At 55.4% G+C, this 16,932-nt stretch carries 15 protein-coding genes; 11 read left to right on the forward strand and 4 right to left on the reverse strand.

The window, feature by feature from the left end; genetic code table 11:
* Positions 1–4: 4 nt before the first annotated feature.
* The 4 genes from AT687_RS02750 (at position 5) to AT687_RS02765 (ending at position 3,750) form a co-directional block, all read left to right on the forward strand.
* On the forward strand, positions 5–910 hold the full coding sequence (locus tag AT687_RS02750; protein WP_010934436.1) for an exodeoxyribonuclease III: 906 nt from the start codon (positions 5–7) through the stop codon (positions 908–910).
* Between the two features lie 145 nt (positions 911–1,055).
* Complete coding sequence (locus AT687_RS02755) at positions 1,056–1,235, forward strand: hypothetical protein (protein WP_014318736.1); 180 nt, start codon at positions 1,056–1,058, stop codon at positions 1,233–1,235.
* Positions 1,236–1,417: 182 nt separating this feature from the next.
* A complete protein-coding gene (trpS, locus tag AT687_RS02760) occupies positions 1,418–2,461 on the forward strand; it encodes a tryptophan--tRNA ligase (RefSeq protein WP_014318737.1) in 1,044 nt (347 codons plus the stop codon).
* A 128-nt stretch (positions 2,462–2,589) separates the two neighbouring features.
* On the forward strand, positions 2,590–3,750 hold the full coding sequence (locus AT687_RS02765) for a YhjD/YihY/BrkB family envelope integrity protein (protein ID WP_014318738.1): 1,161 nt from the start codon (positions 2,590–2,592) through the stop codon (positions 3,748–3,750).
* A gap of 105 nt (positions 3,751–3,855) precedes the next feature.
* On the opposite strand, the gene AT687_RS02770 is transcribed toward AT687_RS02765, so the two are convergent.
* On the reverse strand, positions 3,856–5,115 hold the full coding sequence (locus tag AT687_RS02770; RefSeq protein WP_014318739.1) for a D-alanyl-D-alanine carboxypeptidase family protein: 1,260 nt from the start codon (positions 5,113–5,115) through the stop codon (positions 3,856–3,858).
* On the opposite strand from AT687_RS02770, the gene AT687_RS02775 reads away from it, so the two are divergent.
* Positions 5,114–6,058, forward strand: coding sequence for a hypothetical protein (locus AT687_RS02775; RefSeq protein ID WP_010934440.1), 945 nt, complete (start codon positions 5,114–5,116; stop codon positions 6,056–6,058). The genes AT687_RS02770 and AT687_RS02775 overlap by 2 nt on opposite strands.
* A gap of 6 nt (positions 6,059–6,064) precedes the next feature.
* Complete coding sequence (locus AT687_RS02780; protein WP_014318740.1) at positions 6,065–6,343, forward strand: hypothetical protein; 279 nt, start codon at positions 6,065–6,067, stop codon at positions 6,341–6,343.
* Here AT687_RS02780 and AT687_RS02785 read toward each other — a convergent pair.
* The 3 genes from AT687_RS02785 to AT687_RS02795 are packed head-to-tail and all read right to left on the reverse strand — an operon-like array spanning position 6,340 to position 8,710.
* Complete coding sequence (locus AT687_RS02785) at positions 6,340–7,572, reverse strand: hypothetical protein (protein ID WP_010934441.1); 1,233 nt, start codon at positions 7,570–7,572, stop codon at positions 6,340–6,342. The genes AT687_RS02780 and AT687_RS02785 overlap by 4 nt on opposite strands.
* A 20-nt stretch (positions 7,573–7,592) precedes the next feature.
* On the reverse strand, positions 7,593–8,432 hold the full coding sequence (locus tag AT687_RS02790) for a C40 family peptidase (protein WP_014318741.1): 840 nt from the start codon (positions 8,430–8,432) through the stop codon (positions 7,593–7,595).
* Complete coding sequence (locus tag AT687_RS02795; RefSeq protein ID WP_010934443.1) at positions 8,429–8,710, reverse strand: hypothetical protein; 282 nt, start codon at positions 8,708–8,710, stop codon at positions 8,429–8,431. The genes AT687_RS02790 and AT687_RS02795 overlap by 4 nt, the downstream gene beginning before the upstream one ends.
* Before the next feature lie 64 nt (positions 8,711–8,774).
* On the opposite strand from AT687_RS02795, the gene upp reads away from it, so the two are divergent.
* The 5 genes from upp (at position 8,775) to AT687_RS02820 (ending at position 16,904) form a co-directional block, all read left to right on the forward strand.
* A complete protein-coding gene (gene upp, locus AT687_RS02800) occupies positions 8,775–9,410 on the forward strand; it encodes a uracil phosphoribosyltransferase (RefSeq protein WP_004567014.1) in 636 nt (211 codons plus the stop codon).
* 193 nt (positions 9,411–9,603) lie between these two features.
* Positions 9,604–10,155, forward strand: a complete 552-nt coding sequence (locus AT687_RS02805) for a helix-turn-helix domain-containing protein (RefSeq protein ID WP_014301502.1) — start codon at positions 9,604–9,606, stop codon at positions 10,153–10,155.
* A 98-nt stretch (positions 10,156–10,253) separates the two neighbouring features.
* Positions 10,254–11,444, forward strand: a complete 1,191-nt coding sequence (locus AT687_RS02810; protein WP_014318742.1) for an amidohydrolase — start codon at positions 10,254–10,256, stop codon at positions 11,442–11,444.
* 108 nt (positions 11,445–11,552) lie between these two features.
* Positions 11,553–12,959, forward strand: a complete 1,407-nt coding sequence (locus AT687_RS02815) for an NAD(P)H-quinone dehydrogenase (RefSeq protein WP_014318743.1) — start codon at positions 11,553–11,555, stop codon at positions 12,957–12,959.
* A 519-nt stretch (positions 12,960–13,478) separates the two neighbouring features.
* Positions 13,479–16,904 carry a pyruvate carboxylase gene (locus tag AT687_RS02820; protein ID WP_014318744.1) on the forward strand — a complete coding sequence of 1,142 codons (3,426 nt, stop codon included), beginning with the start codon at positions 13,479–13,481 and terminating at the stop codon, positions 16,902–16,904.
* The last annotated feature ends 28 nt before the right edge of the window (positions 16,905–16,932 follow it).

Raw genomic sequence — 16,932 nt, forward strand, 5'->3', positions numbered from 1 at the left:
CAGCATGCAAATTACAACAGTTAACGTCAATGGAATTCGTGCTGCCGTCAAGCAGCGTAGCGACGCCAACCGCGGAATGCTCCCGTGGCTAGAGCAGTGTGGCTCCGATGTCGTGTTGCTGCAAGAGGTTCGTGCTTCGGAAAAAGATTCTCTTACTGCTTTGGCACCTGCCCTCGATGCCGGATGGCACTATGTTGGCGCTCCTGCTGCTGCCAAAGGCCGCGCCGGGGTGGGTATTTTAAGTCGCCAGCCACTGCGTGATGTTCAGGTGGGGTTGGAAGGATTCGTCGATTCTGGCCGGTACATCCAAGCAACACTGTCTGATCCTGATACAGGTCATGACGTGGTGGTGGCGTCGCTCTACTTGCCTTCTGGTTCTGCCGACACTGATAAGCAAGACGAGAAATACCGTTTCCTTGATGTGTTCGGTCCGTTTCTTGAGCAGGCAGCGCAGGATAATCCGCACATGGTGGTCGGTGGCGATTGGAACATTTGTCACCGCATGCAAGATCTGAAGAATTGGAAAACAAACCGAAAGAAGTCTGGATTCCTTCCAGACGAACGGGCTTTTATGGATTCGGTATTTGGTGTTTTCCCTGATTCTGAAAGCCAGGTGTCCGATGCTGGCCAATGGGCAGGTGCGGTGGACTACACCTCGCAGCAGCGTCGTACTCCGGCGAACGACCCGAAATGGTTTGACGTGGCGCGTCGATTAGCTCCCGAGGACGCTGCTTATACTTGGTGGACTTATCGTGGCCAGGCGTTTGATACGAATGCTGGTTGGCGTATTGATTATCAAGCAGCAACTTCTGCGATGCTGGAGCGTGCGACTCGGTGCTGGGTCGATAAGGCAGCAGCATATGATTTGCGCTGGTCGGATCACTCACCTTTGACGGTGGTGTATTCCTAGTCGTCGAGACGCCATTACGCACTGACGACGCCCTGTTTACTCTAAGGCGTGGGACTAAGGTCAGACACCTCGTTTCGATTAATTTTGCGTGCGGTAGTACTGTCAGTGCGTCGACGTTGACAATAGAATCAGGAGCAGTTACATCATGCGAATTTCTGGAATCATCGCCCTTGTTGTCGGTATCGCTGCCGTCCTAGGCGGTTATTTCTTAACCGGTAACAATGACGTTGCGGGTGTGCTCGGCGGCATCCTCATGGGAGTAGGCGGTGCCACGACCATTGGTGGTCTCATCGCTATTGTGGCTCCCCGCCCTCGTATGCAGTAGGAATTCTGCTCAAAGAATTCTTCCACGGTGAGCCAGAGGTATCCGCCCAGCGCACATTGTCAACCGTCTTCTGGTACAGATCCATTTGTGGAAAGCACACAGCGGATCCGTACCGGAAGACGGTTTTGTTTTACATCAACAGGTGGGGTCGTATTCCTCGTGTGTTGTGACTGCGCTGTAGGATGTTCACCATGACTGCAACCGTGCAAGAAAATACGCAGAAGAAGCAACGTGTGCTGTCGGGAATTCAACCAACAGCCGACTCGTACCACCTAGGAAACTATTTGGGTGCCCTGAAGCAGTGGATCGACCTTCAGGATAACTACGAGGCGTTTTACTTCATCCCTGATCTGCACGCCATCACGGTTGATCAAAACCCCCGTGAGCTGCGGGAGCGTACCATCGCCGGTGCTGCACAGCTCTTGGCTTTGGGCATTGATCCTCACAAGAGCACTCTGTTTGTGCAGTCTCACGTGCCGGAACACGCTGAGCTTGGTTGGGTTCTTACGTGCTTGACCGGTTTCGGCGAAGCGAGCCGCATGACACAGTTCAAGGACAAGTCCGCCAAGCGAGGTGCGGATCGTACCTCAGCAGGTCTGTTCACTTATCCCATGTTGATGGCTGCGGATATTCTGCTTTACCGTCCGCAGTTCGTGCCGGTGGGCGAGGACCAACGCCAGCACTTGGAGCTCACTCGTACGCTTGCTGAGCGTTTTAACTCTCGTTTTAAAAAGACCTTCGTGGTGCCAGACGGAATTATTCCTGAGGGTGCTGCCAAGATTTATGATCTTCAAGAACCCACCTCCAAGATGAGCAAGTCGGGTTCGAACCCCAAGGGCTTGATTAATCTGCTTGATGACCCCAAGGTTTCTGCGAAGCGCATTCGCTCTGCTGTGACCGACAACGACGGCGAGATCCGTTTTGATAAGGAAAACAAGCCTGGTGTGTCCAACTTGCTGGTCATTCAGTCGGCACTGATGGGCAAGAGCATCGACTCGCTTGTCGACGCCTACCAAGGCCAGGGCTACGGCGCCTTGAAGGTCGACACCGCCGATGCCCTCGAGGCCTTCGTTACACCTTTGAAGGCTCAGTACGACATGTACATGTCTGACCGTGCTGAGCTGGAAAATGTGTTGGCTCTTGGCGCCGAAAAAGCCCGTGAGATTGCATCGCGCACCCTTGCGGACGCCTACGAGCACATCGGTTTTTTGCCGCCAAAGCGCTAAAGCGCTGACAATTACAACTTTGCAACGATCCGACTGCTTCGCCACTATGAGGCAGCCGGATTGCTGTTTCTGCCTATAGTCTGGATTAAGTCCCCAGCTCACAATGATTTAAAAAGGCAGAAATTCTTATGGCGTCTCGAGGCTCAGGAAAAATCTCAGCAAACACCGTTGTGCCCGCATCATCGCGTGCCGCGCACCAACGTGAGAGCATTCGCGCCATGTCCACGCGCCAAAACCGCAACAAGACAGACGAGTTCGGCATTGAACGATCAACCGCCGACGACCCTGGGATCGTCGACAAGCTGCGTCTTAAGTGGGGGTGGTTTGACCATCTCATGCGTATGAATGAGCGGTACAGCCAAGAAGGCGGCAACCAGTACTCCGCGGGCATTACTTATTTTTCTGTGTTGTCGATGTTCCCGATCCTCATGCTGGTGATGGCCGCGGCAGCAACTATCCTTGCTCGTCAGCCAGAAACACTGCAGCAATTACAGGAAAGAATCACCGATTCTGTCGACGCATCTATTGCAGATACTCTCAAAGAAATCCTCGATACCGCCATCAGTCAACGTGGTGCCATGTTCGGCATCGGTGGTCTTACTGCCTTGTGGTCCGGCCTAAGCTGGATGTCGCACCTGCGCTACGGGGCGTCGAAAATGTGGCGCTACCCAGTCACTGGCGATAACTTTGCGAAAACCAAATTCCAGGATTTTCTTGGATTCCTTAGCCTGCTCGTAGCCATGGGCATCGCGCTGGGCATCACTGCTATCGGCTCCTCCGGCCTGACGACGCAGCTTATCGACGCTATCGGGCTTGCCGACGTCCCCGGTATCTTCCTCCTCACATTCGTCATCTCTTTAGTCGTGGGACTCATCGCCAACTTCTGCGTATTCCTCTGGCTCATCAAATACCTCCCCCGAGGTGAAGTCCCCGCAAAATCTGCCCTTAAAGCCGCAGGTATTGGTGCTGTGCTCTTTGAGATCTTCAAGCAACTTGCATCGCAATTCTTCTCAAACGCATTGAGCAACCCCGCAGGAGCTACCTTCGGCCCCATCATCGGACTCATGGTCTTGCTCTACTTCGTCTGGCGCATCCTTATGTACTGCTGCGCTTGGGCTGCAACCACCGCGGAATCCCTCGCCATTGCCAAACTCGAGCCACCAGCACCAGCCGTCATCCGCGTTCGTGAAGAAATCCGCACCGGAGGTGACAAGGGCAAAGGCATCGGAATCGGCATCGCCGGTGCTACAGCCGCTACCGCCTTGCTGTCACTGTGGAAGCGAAAGTAACTCCCAACGACTCCTAGAATCCGCCTGATTCAACAAAATAAAAACAACCCCTAGGGACAACAGGAGATGACACACATCGTCTCCGTACCTAGGGGTTTTCCTGTTTTAGCTATTCACGCGATCTTCACGTTTACCGAACATCCACGCCAGCGCCCCGAGCACCACCAGCGCCACCAACGCCCCCAGAATCACAAAACGAGGTGTCGTGTCGCGGTTATCAGAAGGATTAGTAAACGATGGGCGCGAGAGTTCTTTTGGTTGCGATTCTTCGGAAGGAATCGACGATTCCTTCCGAAGAATCGACCCTACTGCTTGGTTTTCGGCGACTTTGTAGCCGGCGTCGATAAGCTTGTTGGCTTGTTCCCATGGGCGTCCTAGATCGATGGTGGTGTCGAGGATGACGGCGGCGATGCGGCGACCGTTGATATTTTTCGCGCCGACGAAGGTGTGGTGGGCGTCGTCAGTAAAACCGGTTTTACCGCCGATGCCGTGCTCCGTGTTCATGAGGATGCCGTTGTCATTCCAGACTTGGAACGTTGTGCCGGTTTTATCGGCGGGGAGTTCTGAGTATTCCTTTTTCACGGTGTCTGCGAAGACGGGGTTTTGCCATGCTGCTTGATAGATCACAGCAAGGTCGCGCACAGAAGTGGACATGCCCTGGGCATCCAAGCCAGTGTATGAGGCGGCGTACGTGTCGACGGTTCCCAATTCCTGGGCAAGATTGTTGATCTTTTTGATGGTGGTGTCTTCGCCGCCGAGGGCGCGTGCGAGTGCACTGGCGGCATCGTTTCCGCTGCCGAGGAGTAGTCCGTCGAGTAGTTGTTGGACGGAATAGTCGATTCCTTCCACAAATCCGACAGCGGAGCCTTCTTGGTTCACGTCGTCATTGGTGATGGTGACTTTTTTCGAAAGATCGAGTTCGTCGATGGCTACGAGCGCGATGAGTGCTTTGATGACGGATGCAGGACGGTAGCGTCCGTGGGGGTCTTTGGTGGCGATGACAGCACCGGTATCGAGGTCAAAAACCATCCATGCCGAAGCGGTATTGGTGGGGACGTCGAATCCTGTTGCTTTTGTTATCCCACAGCTGCCAAATTCGTTGTCGACGGTGGGAAGAGGTGCGATTGAAGTACGGCCTGGTGCGAGTTTTTCGGAGGTCGTCTCGGCCGATGGTGGGGTGGTAGCGTTGTCGCATTTGTCGGTGTTCGGCGCGGAGGAACGCGGTGCGGGATCAGCTAATACTGGTGCCATGGTTGCGCTAAGTGCGGTGGGTGAGAGTGCTGCAGTGATGGCGGTCAGCGCGATGAGGGTTTTGGGCACACGTTTCATACTTATGATGGTGCCGTGGCTTAAGGTGTAGTTCATGTATGACACCCCTATTTTCCGTTCAGAATTTAAAGTAATTTCGCATGAGCTAATTCACGCACTACCGAAAGTGATTCTCGGCGAGTCTGGTGATGCTGCTTATATGCAATCTCGGGTGCAGCAGCTGGCAGATGACCACGTGGCGTATTTTGAGTGCACGGTGCCACATGAGGATATTGAGCGCGCGATTTCTGTTGCCGAACAAGCCCCGTTTACCGTGGGGATTCTGGAAAGAATCGACGATTCTTCCCACTACACAGACCGTTCGCGGACACCTGTCGTCGTGGGCTTTTCGACGCAATCCGCTGACGTAGCTGCCATTTTGCGGGAAAATTATGTTCCTTTTGAGTTCGATGGCAGCGTCGCAGATCAGGTTCGTGTGGGAGCTAGCCGCATCATTCATGGCATTGGTTTGTTTGAGGATTTTCGTTTCGAAGATGACGATATTGTTCCTGGAAGGCTTTCGGCGTGGGTCCGCGATCGTGATTATCCAGTACTTGTGGAGCCATTTGCTGATCTTGAAAATGGCGAGGTTGCAGAGCTTGCGGATCATCCGTTGCCGTTGATGTCTAAGTTGGGTTACCGGACAGCGTCGTCGATTCTTTCCACAGATCGCCTTTTGGAATTGACGGAGTACTTGGAATTACAGATCGAGGATCTATTCGAGTTGACTCGAGATGCCGTGGCGGTGTCGTTGTTGCCACAGCCGCTGAGGGTGCAGTTGTGGGAAGAATTGGTTTTCCCGTTCTTTGAGCAGTTGGGTGAAGATTTTGCTGATCATTCCACTACCGACGATGCAGAAAGTACAACAGAGCTGCGCTCTGAGCGAGAGCATGCAGGCCATGCGCACACGGATCATCATGGTGGGGCTGCAGGCTTAGAAGGCGTGGATCCGCAGTTTCTCGATGAGATGGGGATTGAGTTTGATGACCTAGATCTCTAGGAGATTGTGGGGGCTGACTGGGTCATGAGTGCTGAATTGCTTTTTGGTAGCCAGCAACCAGTAGAAAGCGGCATTCACAGCCACACAGCCACACAGCCGCACGGCCACACAGCAGCCTTGCACCACAGCCGCATAGCTGCTTTTCTTCCTGAGTGCGTCAAGCAGGTGCAGTTTTATAAAAATATTCCCCATGAGTTGGTGTCTGATTTCTCAGTCCTTCTCATGGGGATTAGTCCAGCCGCGGCTATCGCGGTTATCGCGGTTATAAGTCCAGGGAGTGTTTAGAATTTGCTGAATCGTTTGGTCAGCATTTTCTCCATTTCAGCCCAGCTTTCGGAGTGCTCGGTAAATGGTGGGGTGGGGGTGTAGCCGGAGACTCGGGTGGATCCGATCATGTAGGAGATGTAGTCCTGCATGCGGGGGTTGGTGAGGAAGTATGAGTTGAGGGAGTCGTCGGCTGCCCAGTCGGCGGCGTCGGCGAGGAGTTCGTAGGCGCGGGCCATTTGGGCGGTGTCTACGGCTTCGACGCTGGTGTTGATGTCTCGGGTGAGGCCGTTGAATGAGTAAACATTGTCGGGGTGGACTGTGATGTCGAGCTCGCCGGCGTTGACGGGAACCATGAGGTCTTCCCAGGTAGATACGCGTGCGAGGTCGTGGTCGTCGTGTTCGACGAGCCAGCGGACGAGGGATTTCCCGGAGTTGAAGGTGAAGATTTCCCCGTATTTTCCTAGGAATACGGGCTGTGCTTCGATGTAGGTGCGCAGGGTATAGACGGTGCGCCCATCGATGGAGATCTTGATGGGGTCGATACCTGCGGCTGCCCATGGGGTGGCGTCGTAAGGGTCGACTTTTTCAGCGTCGGCCTTTTTCTTTTTTTCTTCGGCAATGCGACGCTGTTCTGCTTCGGCGGTGGCGGCGTCGATACGCGCGGCTGCGGCGCTGATGGCCTCGGCGTTTCCGTCAGTGTGGACGGTGATCGCGCTGTCGAGGGCGTCGATGACGTTATTCCAGCTGGTCAAGACGATGCGTCCGATACCGGTCCATTCGCCGAGGCCGGAGTCGCCGGTGAAGTGGTTGCCGCCACGTTCGGTGTTCATGAGGATGGAGTGCGAGGAGAAGAAGCTTTGTACTGGGATGGTTGCGGTCACATCGCCGAGGCTGCGTGTGATGGCAAAGCAACGTGCCACTGCAGAGACGTTGGTGTGACTTGGGCGTTCTGCGAGTAGTGCAGGTACTCCAATGAGGTCGTATTCTTGGCGATCGGTGGGCACAACTCGATCGTCGGCACCGGCCATGAAGGCACCCCACTTGGGGTGGTCGCTGAGGTCGTGGCGCGCGCCGGATTCGATGTAGGCGAGGACTGCCGCGGGGGATTCGAATACGTAAAGGTCGTCCCCGCTACCGAGAAACGCCTGCCACTCGGCGCCGTGTTCGCGCCATTGTGGTGCCCAGAGAGTGTAAAAGTCGCCCTCGGTCAATGAGATTTTGACGGGTACGATTCCTTTATTAGCCATGGCTATGCATCTTAGCGGGTCTACCCTGTGGGTCGGAAGTAACCTTTAAACGGCATTCCCATGTTGGTGGTTCTGATGGGGTTGAGTGCGACGGGGTTTCCGGCTTCGATGATGTTTCCGTTACCGGCGTACATGGCAACGTGGCCGTCCCAGACGAGTAGATCGCCTGGTTGGAGGTTTTCACGCGCGACGGGTGTGCCGACGTTTTGGTGTTCGGCGAGTCGGGGCAGCTCAATGCCTGCTTGTCGCCATGCCCATTGGGTAAATCCGGAGCAGTCGAAGCCGGCGAGTGTTGTTCCGCCCCACAGGTATGGGGTGCCTAGGGCGCTCATAGCAGCGTCGACGGCTCGTTGTCCGAGGTGAGACGCAGGTGGAGTGGCAGGGGGTGCTGCAGGTGGTGGGAGTTCGCCTCGCGTATCGACGCCCCTATCTGCTACCGAGAGCAGTGTCATGGTGGCGTTGGTGAGGTTTTTATTGGCCAGGTCGAGACGTGCGAATGCTAGATCGATGTATTTGCCGGGTAGGGCTGCAAGCTCGGCATGGGCTGCGAGGGCGGATCCCGGCAGGGGGCTAAAGAGTTTCGGAAAGATTCGGGTGGCCTCGCTTAGAAAGTCGGTGGCCATGTGACCGAGTTCTGCGCGGAGATTGTCTATTTCGTGCAGTGCTTGGGGTATGACGCTGCGTGCGCGGTGTGCGTCGGCGGCTAGGGTTTGTGCTGCATGGATAAGTGGTGTGGTGGTGCCAAAAGCGTGCGTGATTAGGTCGGCGGTGGGAAAAAATGGGGTTTCGGGGATAGCAAGGTTAAGCTGCGGGGGTGCGAGTGTGGCCAGCATGGAAACCACACCGGGGAGGTTAATCACAGGGTGTCCTCTCGTCGGGCAGTATCGGCGTCGATGTCTTCGGCGTTTTGGAGAAGCTGGTGAGCGGTGGCGGCTAGTTCTTCTGCTTGGTGGCAGTGCTCGGTTGCACGTGTGGTCAAGGATGCAACGCAGCGGTTATAGGCGCTGAGAAAGTCGCCAACTCCGGCGCAGTCCGAGGCGATGTCGTGGTGTTCGCTGGGAGGGTGCGTGGCTTCGTCGATAAGCGTGCGCAGCCATTGGTGCATGAGAGGTACGTCGATGGTGATGTGAGAGTCCATATATGTTTAGACGTAATGAGTGTGGGTTCTGGTTCCCACGCATTCCGGCGCTACGATGGCTGGTATGGAAATTCGGATCGTCGACCACCCCTTGGCAGCTTCACGTCTTACCATCATGCGCGATAAGCGCACTAACAATGCGGGATTCCGTGCTGCGCTTGCAGATCTCGGCGCCATGCTCGTGTATGAGGCGTCTCGTGATCTCGCAATTGAGCAGTTCCCAGTCAGCACCCCTGTTGCTGATACGCAGGGGACTCGTTTGCAGGATCCTCCCATTATCGTGCCGATCATTCGTGCCGGTTTGGGCATGGTGGATCCAGCGTTGTCGATGATCCCTGATGCTCAGGTGGGCTTTATTGGCATGGCGCGTGATGAGGCCACTCATCAGCCTGTTCCTTATCTTGAAGCATTACCCGACGATCTCAGCGGTCGCACCGTGTTCTGCGTGGATCCGATGCTAGCTACGGGGGGTTCTTTGCTACACGCCATTAAGCTGCTGGCGGATCGTGGCGCTACCGATATCACCGCTATTTGTATGGTGTCGGCGCAGGAGGGTGTTGATGCCTTGGCTGAGTCGGGTCTGCCTTGCCGTTTGGTCACGGCCACCATCGACCCCGAGCTTAACGACGACGCCTACATCGTGCCTGGCCTAGGTGATGCGGGCGATCGTCTCTACGGGCCACGTAACATCGACCTCTAAAACTGCTTCGTAGCGTCTCGTAGTCGTTTCCCCCTGCTTGTCGTCGCCATGTGATTGTGCATGGCCTGCGGTTGGCATGGGGATTTTTGTTATGCGTAACCACCATCTTTTACCATAAGATTTTGTTTATTTACAGTGCTCTGCACAATGTATTGGGCGGACGTTGACCACTGTATTGGGCACATTTGAGCGCATGAATGAAGGTTGGACGCAGTGGCCCAGTTATGGCCACGCCTTTGGGGTGAGGCTACATAAACTACGGCGACTGCGTGGCCTTACCCAAGACGGACTTGCAGAAATCGCCAACTTAAGCCGCAACCAAATCTCCAATCTCGAACGCAACGAAAATAGCGCAACCAAAAGCTCCGATCCCACGATGTCGACAATTTATCGACTCGCGCGTGCCCTCCATGTCCCACCAGCTGCACTCATGCCCGCGGTAGGGGACTACGTCACCGACATTTGTCAAGACACTGGCAGTGAACTGCCCATCGACATCGCATGGCCTACCAGCAGCCAAGACACCCAAAAATTCTCCATCCAGTATCGCTACCGCTACTGGGATGAGCAGTCGCCACTATTTGATGACGAAGACTGGGATGATGACCACGCTGACGACCCAGACTTTGGTATCGCAGTCATGCCCGAAACACCCGATAACAACGACGCCGACACGACGAAGAGCGGAGAAGGCACAAAAGACAATGGAGACGTCGATAAGCGCGACGACGACCCCAACGCCTAGATACTTTCCTACGAACGTGGCGCTATAACTTTCCTTTCTTCTTGCTGTGGTTAGGATGAAAGATTGCATGCGGAAAAGGTGAAAGGCAGGGAAGTATCGTGGCGCAATCGGTTGCAGAGCATGTCACGCAATGGGCAGAACAACACCGTGACGAGGTGATCGAGTGGCGACGGCACTTTCACCGACACCCAGAGCTTTCGCACATGGAATTTGCTACCACCGACTTTATCGAGGCCACCCTGCGTCGCTACGGGCTTAACCCACAACGATTCCCCAACACTGGGCTCATGGTGGACATCGGGCCCGACACCCCACAAAAAATCGCTTTCCGCGGTGACATCGATGCCCTCCCCATCACAGAAAACGACGATCATGATGTGATCTCGGAAAACTACGGCGTCATGCACGCCTGCGGACACGACGTTCACATCACCGTCGCACTTGCAACCGCCTGCGCACTCGCTTCTGCAGAACTCACCATCGGCGTGCGCGTGATCTTCCAACCTGCCGAAGAAGTCATGGAAGGCGGTGCCCCAGAAGTCATCGAATTCGGGGCGCTGAAAGGTGTGTCCAACATCTTCGCTATTCATGCCGAACCCAAACTCACAGTCGGCAAAGTAGGGGTTCGGGCAGGAGCCATCACGAGTGCGTCCGACGTTATCGAAATCAAAGTATTTGGATCCGGTGGCCATACCTCTCGTCCGCACCTTACCGCCGATGTCGTCTACGCGCTATCCAAGCTGGTCGTTGACCTGCCAGGCTTGCTTTCGCGCCGGGTCGATCCGCGCACAGGCACCGTCTTAGTCTTTGGGATGATTAACGCAGGCTATGCACCTAACGCCATTACAGAAGAAGGCTCTGTGAAGGGCACCATACGAACCGCAGATATTGGGGTGTGGCGAATGATGGAAGGACTCCTTGCAGAGTTGGTACCTCAGGTGCTTGCTCCTACAGGATGTACTTACGAGCTGATCCACCATAAAGGGGTACCGCCGGTGCTCAATGACGATGTCGCGACCGCCGTCATTGCCGACGCGGCACGCACGATTAACCCCAGCACCGTAGTGGAAGCACCGCAGTCTTCAGGCGGTGAAGACTTCTCGTGGTACCTCGAGCATGTTCCAGGTTCAATGGCCCGTCTAGGCTGCTGGAATGGGGAAGGGACCCCCGGTGACCTGCATCAAGCCGATATGTATGCAGACGAGCGTTGCCTTGAAGTAGGAGTGCGTCTCTTCGGTGCGGTAGCCGATCGCTACAACTCCCACAACGCGATGTTTATTGAGGATTAATCTGATGCGATTCCCGTGGGGGTAAAGTGCGCGATTCGCGCTGTGGGATGTCTCCGATACACTTGGGCGTTGGACTCATCTAACCGGCACACCCATACTGGAGGAACAGTGACTCGAATCGTGATTATCGGCGGCGGCCCCGCAGGCTATGAAGCAGCGTTGGCCGGCGCAAAATATGGCGCCGAAATCACCATTATTGAGGACCGTGGTCTAGGCGGCGCAGCAGTTATCAACGACTGCGTGCCATCCAAGTCGTTCATCGCCGGCGCAAACATTAAGACTGACTTGCGCCGCGCCGACGACATGGGACTGAACAAGGGGATCGGCGAAGCGCACCTGCTTATCGACGCCCTCAACAACCGCGTTCAGGCCCTTGCTTACGAACAATCCTCCGATATTCGGGCGTCGATGGATGCCCACGGCGTGCGCATTATCGACGGCCGCGGCTCCTTTGATGATTACAACCCCAAGCAAACCGTGCACTACATTAAGGTCGACCGTGCCGATGGCACCACAGAAACTATTGAGTGCGACCTCGTTTTGATTGCTACTGGTGCAACCCCACGTATCCTTCCTGACGCGCAGCCAGACGGCGAGCGAATCCTCACGTGGCGTCAGATCTACGGGCTCGCCGAATTGCCAGAGCACCTCATTGTGGTTGGCTCGGGTGTGACTGGTGCTGAGTTTGTTTCTGCGTTCGCAGAGCTTGGTGTGAAAGTGACAATGGTCGCTTCGCGTGACCGCATTTTGCCTCACGACGACGCCGATGCTGCCGACGTCCTAGAAACCGTGCTAGCAGAACGTGGCGTGGCCTTGGAAAAGCATGCTCGCGTTGATTCTGTTATCCGTACCGAGGATGGCGGCGTATGTGTGAAGACTTCCGATGGTCGAGAGATCTTCGGTTCTCACGCCTTGATGACCGTCGGTTCTGTGCCCAACACCAAAGATCTTGGTCTAGAAAAAATTGGCATTGAGACAACACGTTCAGGCCACATTTGTGTAGACCGCGTTTCTCGTACCAATGTTGCAGGCGTGTATGCAGGTGGCGACTGTACTGATCTGTTCCCGCTGGCGTCAGTAGCAGCTATGCAGGGGCGAATTGCCATGTACCACGCTCTTGGTGAGGGCGTAAAGCCGATTCGCATGAAGACTGTGGCTACCGCAGTATTTACCCGTCCAGAAATTGCCGCTGTGGGTGTTACCCAGAAACAAATTGAGTCTGGTGAGGTAATTGCACGTACGGTGATGTTGCCGCTGCAGACCAACCCGCGTGCCAAGATGCGTTCATTGCGCCACGGTTTTGTCAAGATGTTCTGCCGTAAGAACTCCGGCATCGTGATCGGTGGCGTGGTTGTTGCTCCTACTGCCTCAGAACTGATTCTGCCGATTGCTGTTGCTGTGACAAACCAACTCACCGTGTCTGATCTGGCGGAGAGCTTTGCCGTCTATCCATCATTATCGGGTTCGATTACTGAGGCTGCGCGTCAATTAGTGCAGCATGATGACCTGCAATAAAACTGTAGGGGTAATCAAATAGGGGTGTAGCCGAGGCGTTTTCTGTTTGCTACAGGACGCCTCGGTGTCATTTTATGACTTTAAATGTCTTGACCTCATGTTTTAGGTCATTGCAGTCGGGGTATTGCATTTTTCACAGTTGTGAGTGTTCTCTTTTTTATGCAGCGGGGGTGAATATGAAATGGGGGATGGCCGCAAGGAATGCGCTGAACTGTGGTCGTTTTCTTTGACATGTAATGCTGCGGGGGCGGGGGTAGTCCGTGCAAGGTTTGGGGGGGCTTCGCAAGTGCGATCGGGCACCGTGACCATGGATATTTCTATTCTCACCTCGAAATTAGGCAACTGTTGTCAATTAATGTGGCAGCGGAGGTTTCGTAGGGGTAAAACGACGGGTAAGCTCGAAGCCTGTAAAAGTAACTGCGATCACAGATTTCGCCGTCGTGCGAATCAAGGTACATGGTCTAGTGCTTTGTTTCACAAAAGCGCTGACTTTCTTTTTCAAACAAGGACAAACTAACAGTGTCTCAACAATCATCTGAACGTGGAACCTCTACGGTAAATCCATTGTCAAAGATCCTCGTTGCCAACCGTGGCGAGATCGCCGTGCGAGCTTTTCGTGCAGCCTTTGAAACCGGTGCTGCCACGGTAGCTGTCTACCCGAACGAAGACCGTAATTCATTCCACCGATCGTTTGCCTCTGAAGCTGTCCTCATTGGTGAGGGCGGATCTGCGGTCAAAGCGTACCTCGATATCGACGAAATCATCCGTGCTGCTAAACAAACGGGTGCCGACGCAATTTACCCAGGCTACGGCTTCCTTTCCGAAAACGCCCAGCTTGCTCGTGAGTGCGCTGAAAACGGCATAACCTTTATCGGTCCACCTCCATCAGTGCTGGAGCTTACCGGTGATAAAGCAGCTGCTGTTACCGCAGCACGCGAGGCAGGTTTGCCCACGCTGACTGAGACAGAAGCAACAGACGATCCAAAGAAGCTCGCAGAGCTGACCAAGGGGCAGACCTACCCGCTATTCGTCAAAGCCGTTGCCGGTGGTGGTGGCCGCGGCATGCGTTTTGTCGACGCCCCCGAAAACCTAGAAAAGCTAGCAGCAGAAGCCTCCCGTGAGGCGGCTGCAGCATTCGGCGATGGCCGAGTCTACGCCGAGCGTGCAGTAATCAATCCTCAGCATATTGAGGTCCAGATCCTTGGTGACTCCGCTGGCAACATCATCCACCTGTACGAGCGTGATTGCTCGCTGCAGCGTCGCCACCAAAAGGTCGTAGAGATCGCCCCAGCACAGCACTTGGCGCCCGGACTACGCGAAAAGATTTGTGCAGACGCAGTCGCGTTTGCACGCCACATCGGTTACCAAGGTGCAGGCACGGTCGAGTTCCTAGTCGATGAGGAAGGCAACCACGTCTTCATCGAGATGAACCCTCGTATCCAGGTCGAACACACCGTGACCGAAGAGGTCACCCAAGTCGACTTGGTGAAGTCCCAGATCATGATCGCCTCCGGTGCGACACTCGAAGATCTCGGTCTGCGCCAAGAAGACATCCACACCGAAGGCGCTGCCCTGCAGTGCCGTATCACTACTGAAGACCCCAACAACGGTTTCCGTCCTGACACCGGAACGATTACCGCTTATCGTTCCCCAGGTGGCGCAGGTGTTCGTCTCGACGGTGCTGCCATGCTCGGTGGTGAGATCACCCCGAATTTCGACTCCATGCTGGTCAAGATGACCTGCCGTGGTGCCGATTTCGCCACCGCAGTCGCTCGCGCTCAGCGTGCACTCGCAGAATTCGTTGTCTCAGGTGTTGCCACCAACATCGGATTCCTGCGTGCTTTGCTACGCGAAGAAGACTTCCAGCACAAGCGCATCGCCACTGGCTTCATCGCAGATCACCCATGGCTGCTGCAGGCACCACCTGCCGACGATGAGCCTGGCCGCATTTTGAACTACCTAGCTGATGTGACTGTAAACAAGCCACATGGTCTGCGCCCAGCCGTGATCAACCCGGTAGAAAAGCTCCCAGCAGAGATCAAAGGCGAGCTACCACGTGGTTCCCGTGATCGCCTGCTCCAGCTCGGCCCAGAGGGATTTGCACGCGCACTGCGTAAACAGGATGCGCTCGCGGTTACGGATACCACCTTTCGTGATGCGCACCAGTCGCTTCTCGCAACCCGCGTGCGCTCCAACACGCTGATCGACGCAGCACGGCACGTCGCAAAGCTCACCCCAGAACTGCTCTCTGTAGAAGCATGGGGTGGCGCTACCTACGACGTTGCTATGCGCTTCCTCCACGAGGACCCCTGGGAGCGTCTCGACCACCTGCGTGAGGCCATGCCCAACGTCAACATTCAGATGCTGCTGCGAGGCCGCAACACAGTCGGCTACACACCGTACCCAGATTCTGTATGCAAGGCTTTTGTCGACGAAGCCGCACGCTCTGGTGTTGATATCTTCCGCATCTTCGACGCGCTTAACGACGTCTCCCAGATGCGTCCAGCAATCGACGCAGTGCTCGAAACCAACACCACGATTGCCGAAGTCGCCATGGCCTACTCCGGTGATCTGACCAACCCAAGTGAGAAGCTCTACACACTGGATTACTACCTTAAGCTTGCCGAGGAAATCGTTAAGTCCGGTGCACATGTTCTAGCCATTAAAGACATGGCTGGACTGATGAAGCCAGCCGCAGCAACCAAGCTGGTCACCGAACTACGACGCAACTTCGACCTGCCGGTTCATGTTCACACCCACGACACTGCTGGTGGCCAGCTGGCTACGTATTGGGCTGCAGCAGCCGCTGGTGCAGATGCCGTCGATGGTGCCTCCGCGCCACTGTCGGGCACAACGTCGCAGCCATCGTTGTCTGCAATTGTGGCAGCATTCGCTAACACCTACCGCGATACGGGTCTCTCTCTGGACGCAGTCGGATCGATGGAACCGTACTGGGAAGCAGTGCGCAAACTCTACGCACCCTTCGAATCCGGAACCCCAGGACCAACTGGCCGCGTCTACCAGCACGAAATCCCAGGCGGCCAGCTGTCCAATCTGCGCGCACAGGCAACTGCACTCGGCTTGGCAGATCGCTTCGAGCTCATCGAGGACTACTACGCAGCCGTTAATGAGATGCTGGGACGCCCCACCAAGGTCACCCCGTCCTCAAAGGTCGTTGGCGATCTTGCACTCTACCTAGTCGGCGCAGGAGTTAACCCAGCGGACTTTGCAGCAGATCCCCAAAAGTACGATATTCCTGACTCCGTCATTGCCTTCCTACGTGGTGAGCTCGGCACCCCACCGGGCGGCTGGCCAGAAGAACTGCGTGCTAAGGCATTGGCAGGACGTAAGGAATCAAAGGACACCTTGGCACCGCTGCCAGCAGAAGATGAAGCTCTGCTTGCAGATCGTGCGACCGTTCGCCCAACGCTGGATCGCCTGCTCTTCCCGAAGCCTGCGGCAGAATTCGCAGAGCACCGCCGTCAGTTTGGCGATACCACCAAACTCGGTGACGCAGAATTCCTCTATGGCCTCAAAGAAGGCAAAGAAACGGTCATTCGTACCGCAGACAGCAGCGTCCCAATGTTGGTGCGTCTCGACGCCGTCGGCGAGCCCGACGAAAAGGGCATGCGCAACGTTGTGTGCAATGTCAACGGCCAGATTCGCCCCATCCTCGTGCGTGATCGCAGCGTAGAGTCAGTGACCGCCTCGGTGGAAAAGGCTGATCCTTCCAATACTGGACACGTTGCAGCGCCATTCGCAGGCGTTGTCACGGTGACTATCGAGGAAGGCGCTACCGTCAAAGCCGGCGATCCAGTTGCTGTCATTGAGGCAATGAAGATGGAGGCAACGATCTCTGCAACCATAGACGGAACTATCGACCGTATCGACTTGACGCAGGCAACCAAGGTGGAAGGCGGCGACTTGCTCCTCGTGATCAAGTAGCCATCACCGTCTAACGGTTAGACACACA

It is taken from the genome of Corynebacterium diphtheriae (assembly GCF_001457455.1).
In the GTDB taxonomy this organism is placed as follows: domain Bacteria; phylum Actinomycetota; class Actinomycetes; order Mycobacteriales; family Mycobacteriaceae; genus Corynebacterium; species Corynebacterium diphtheriae.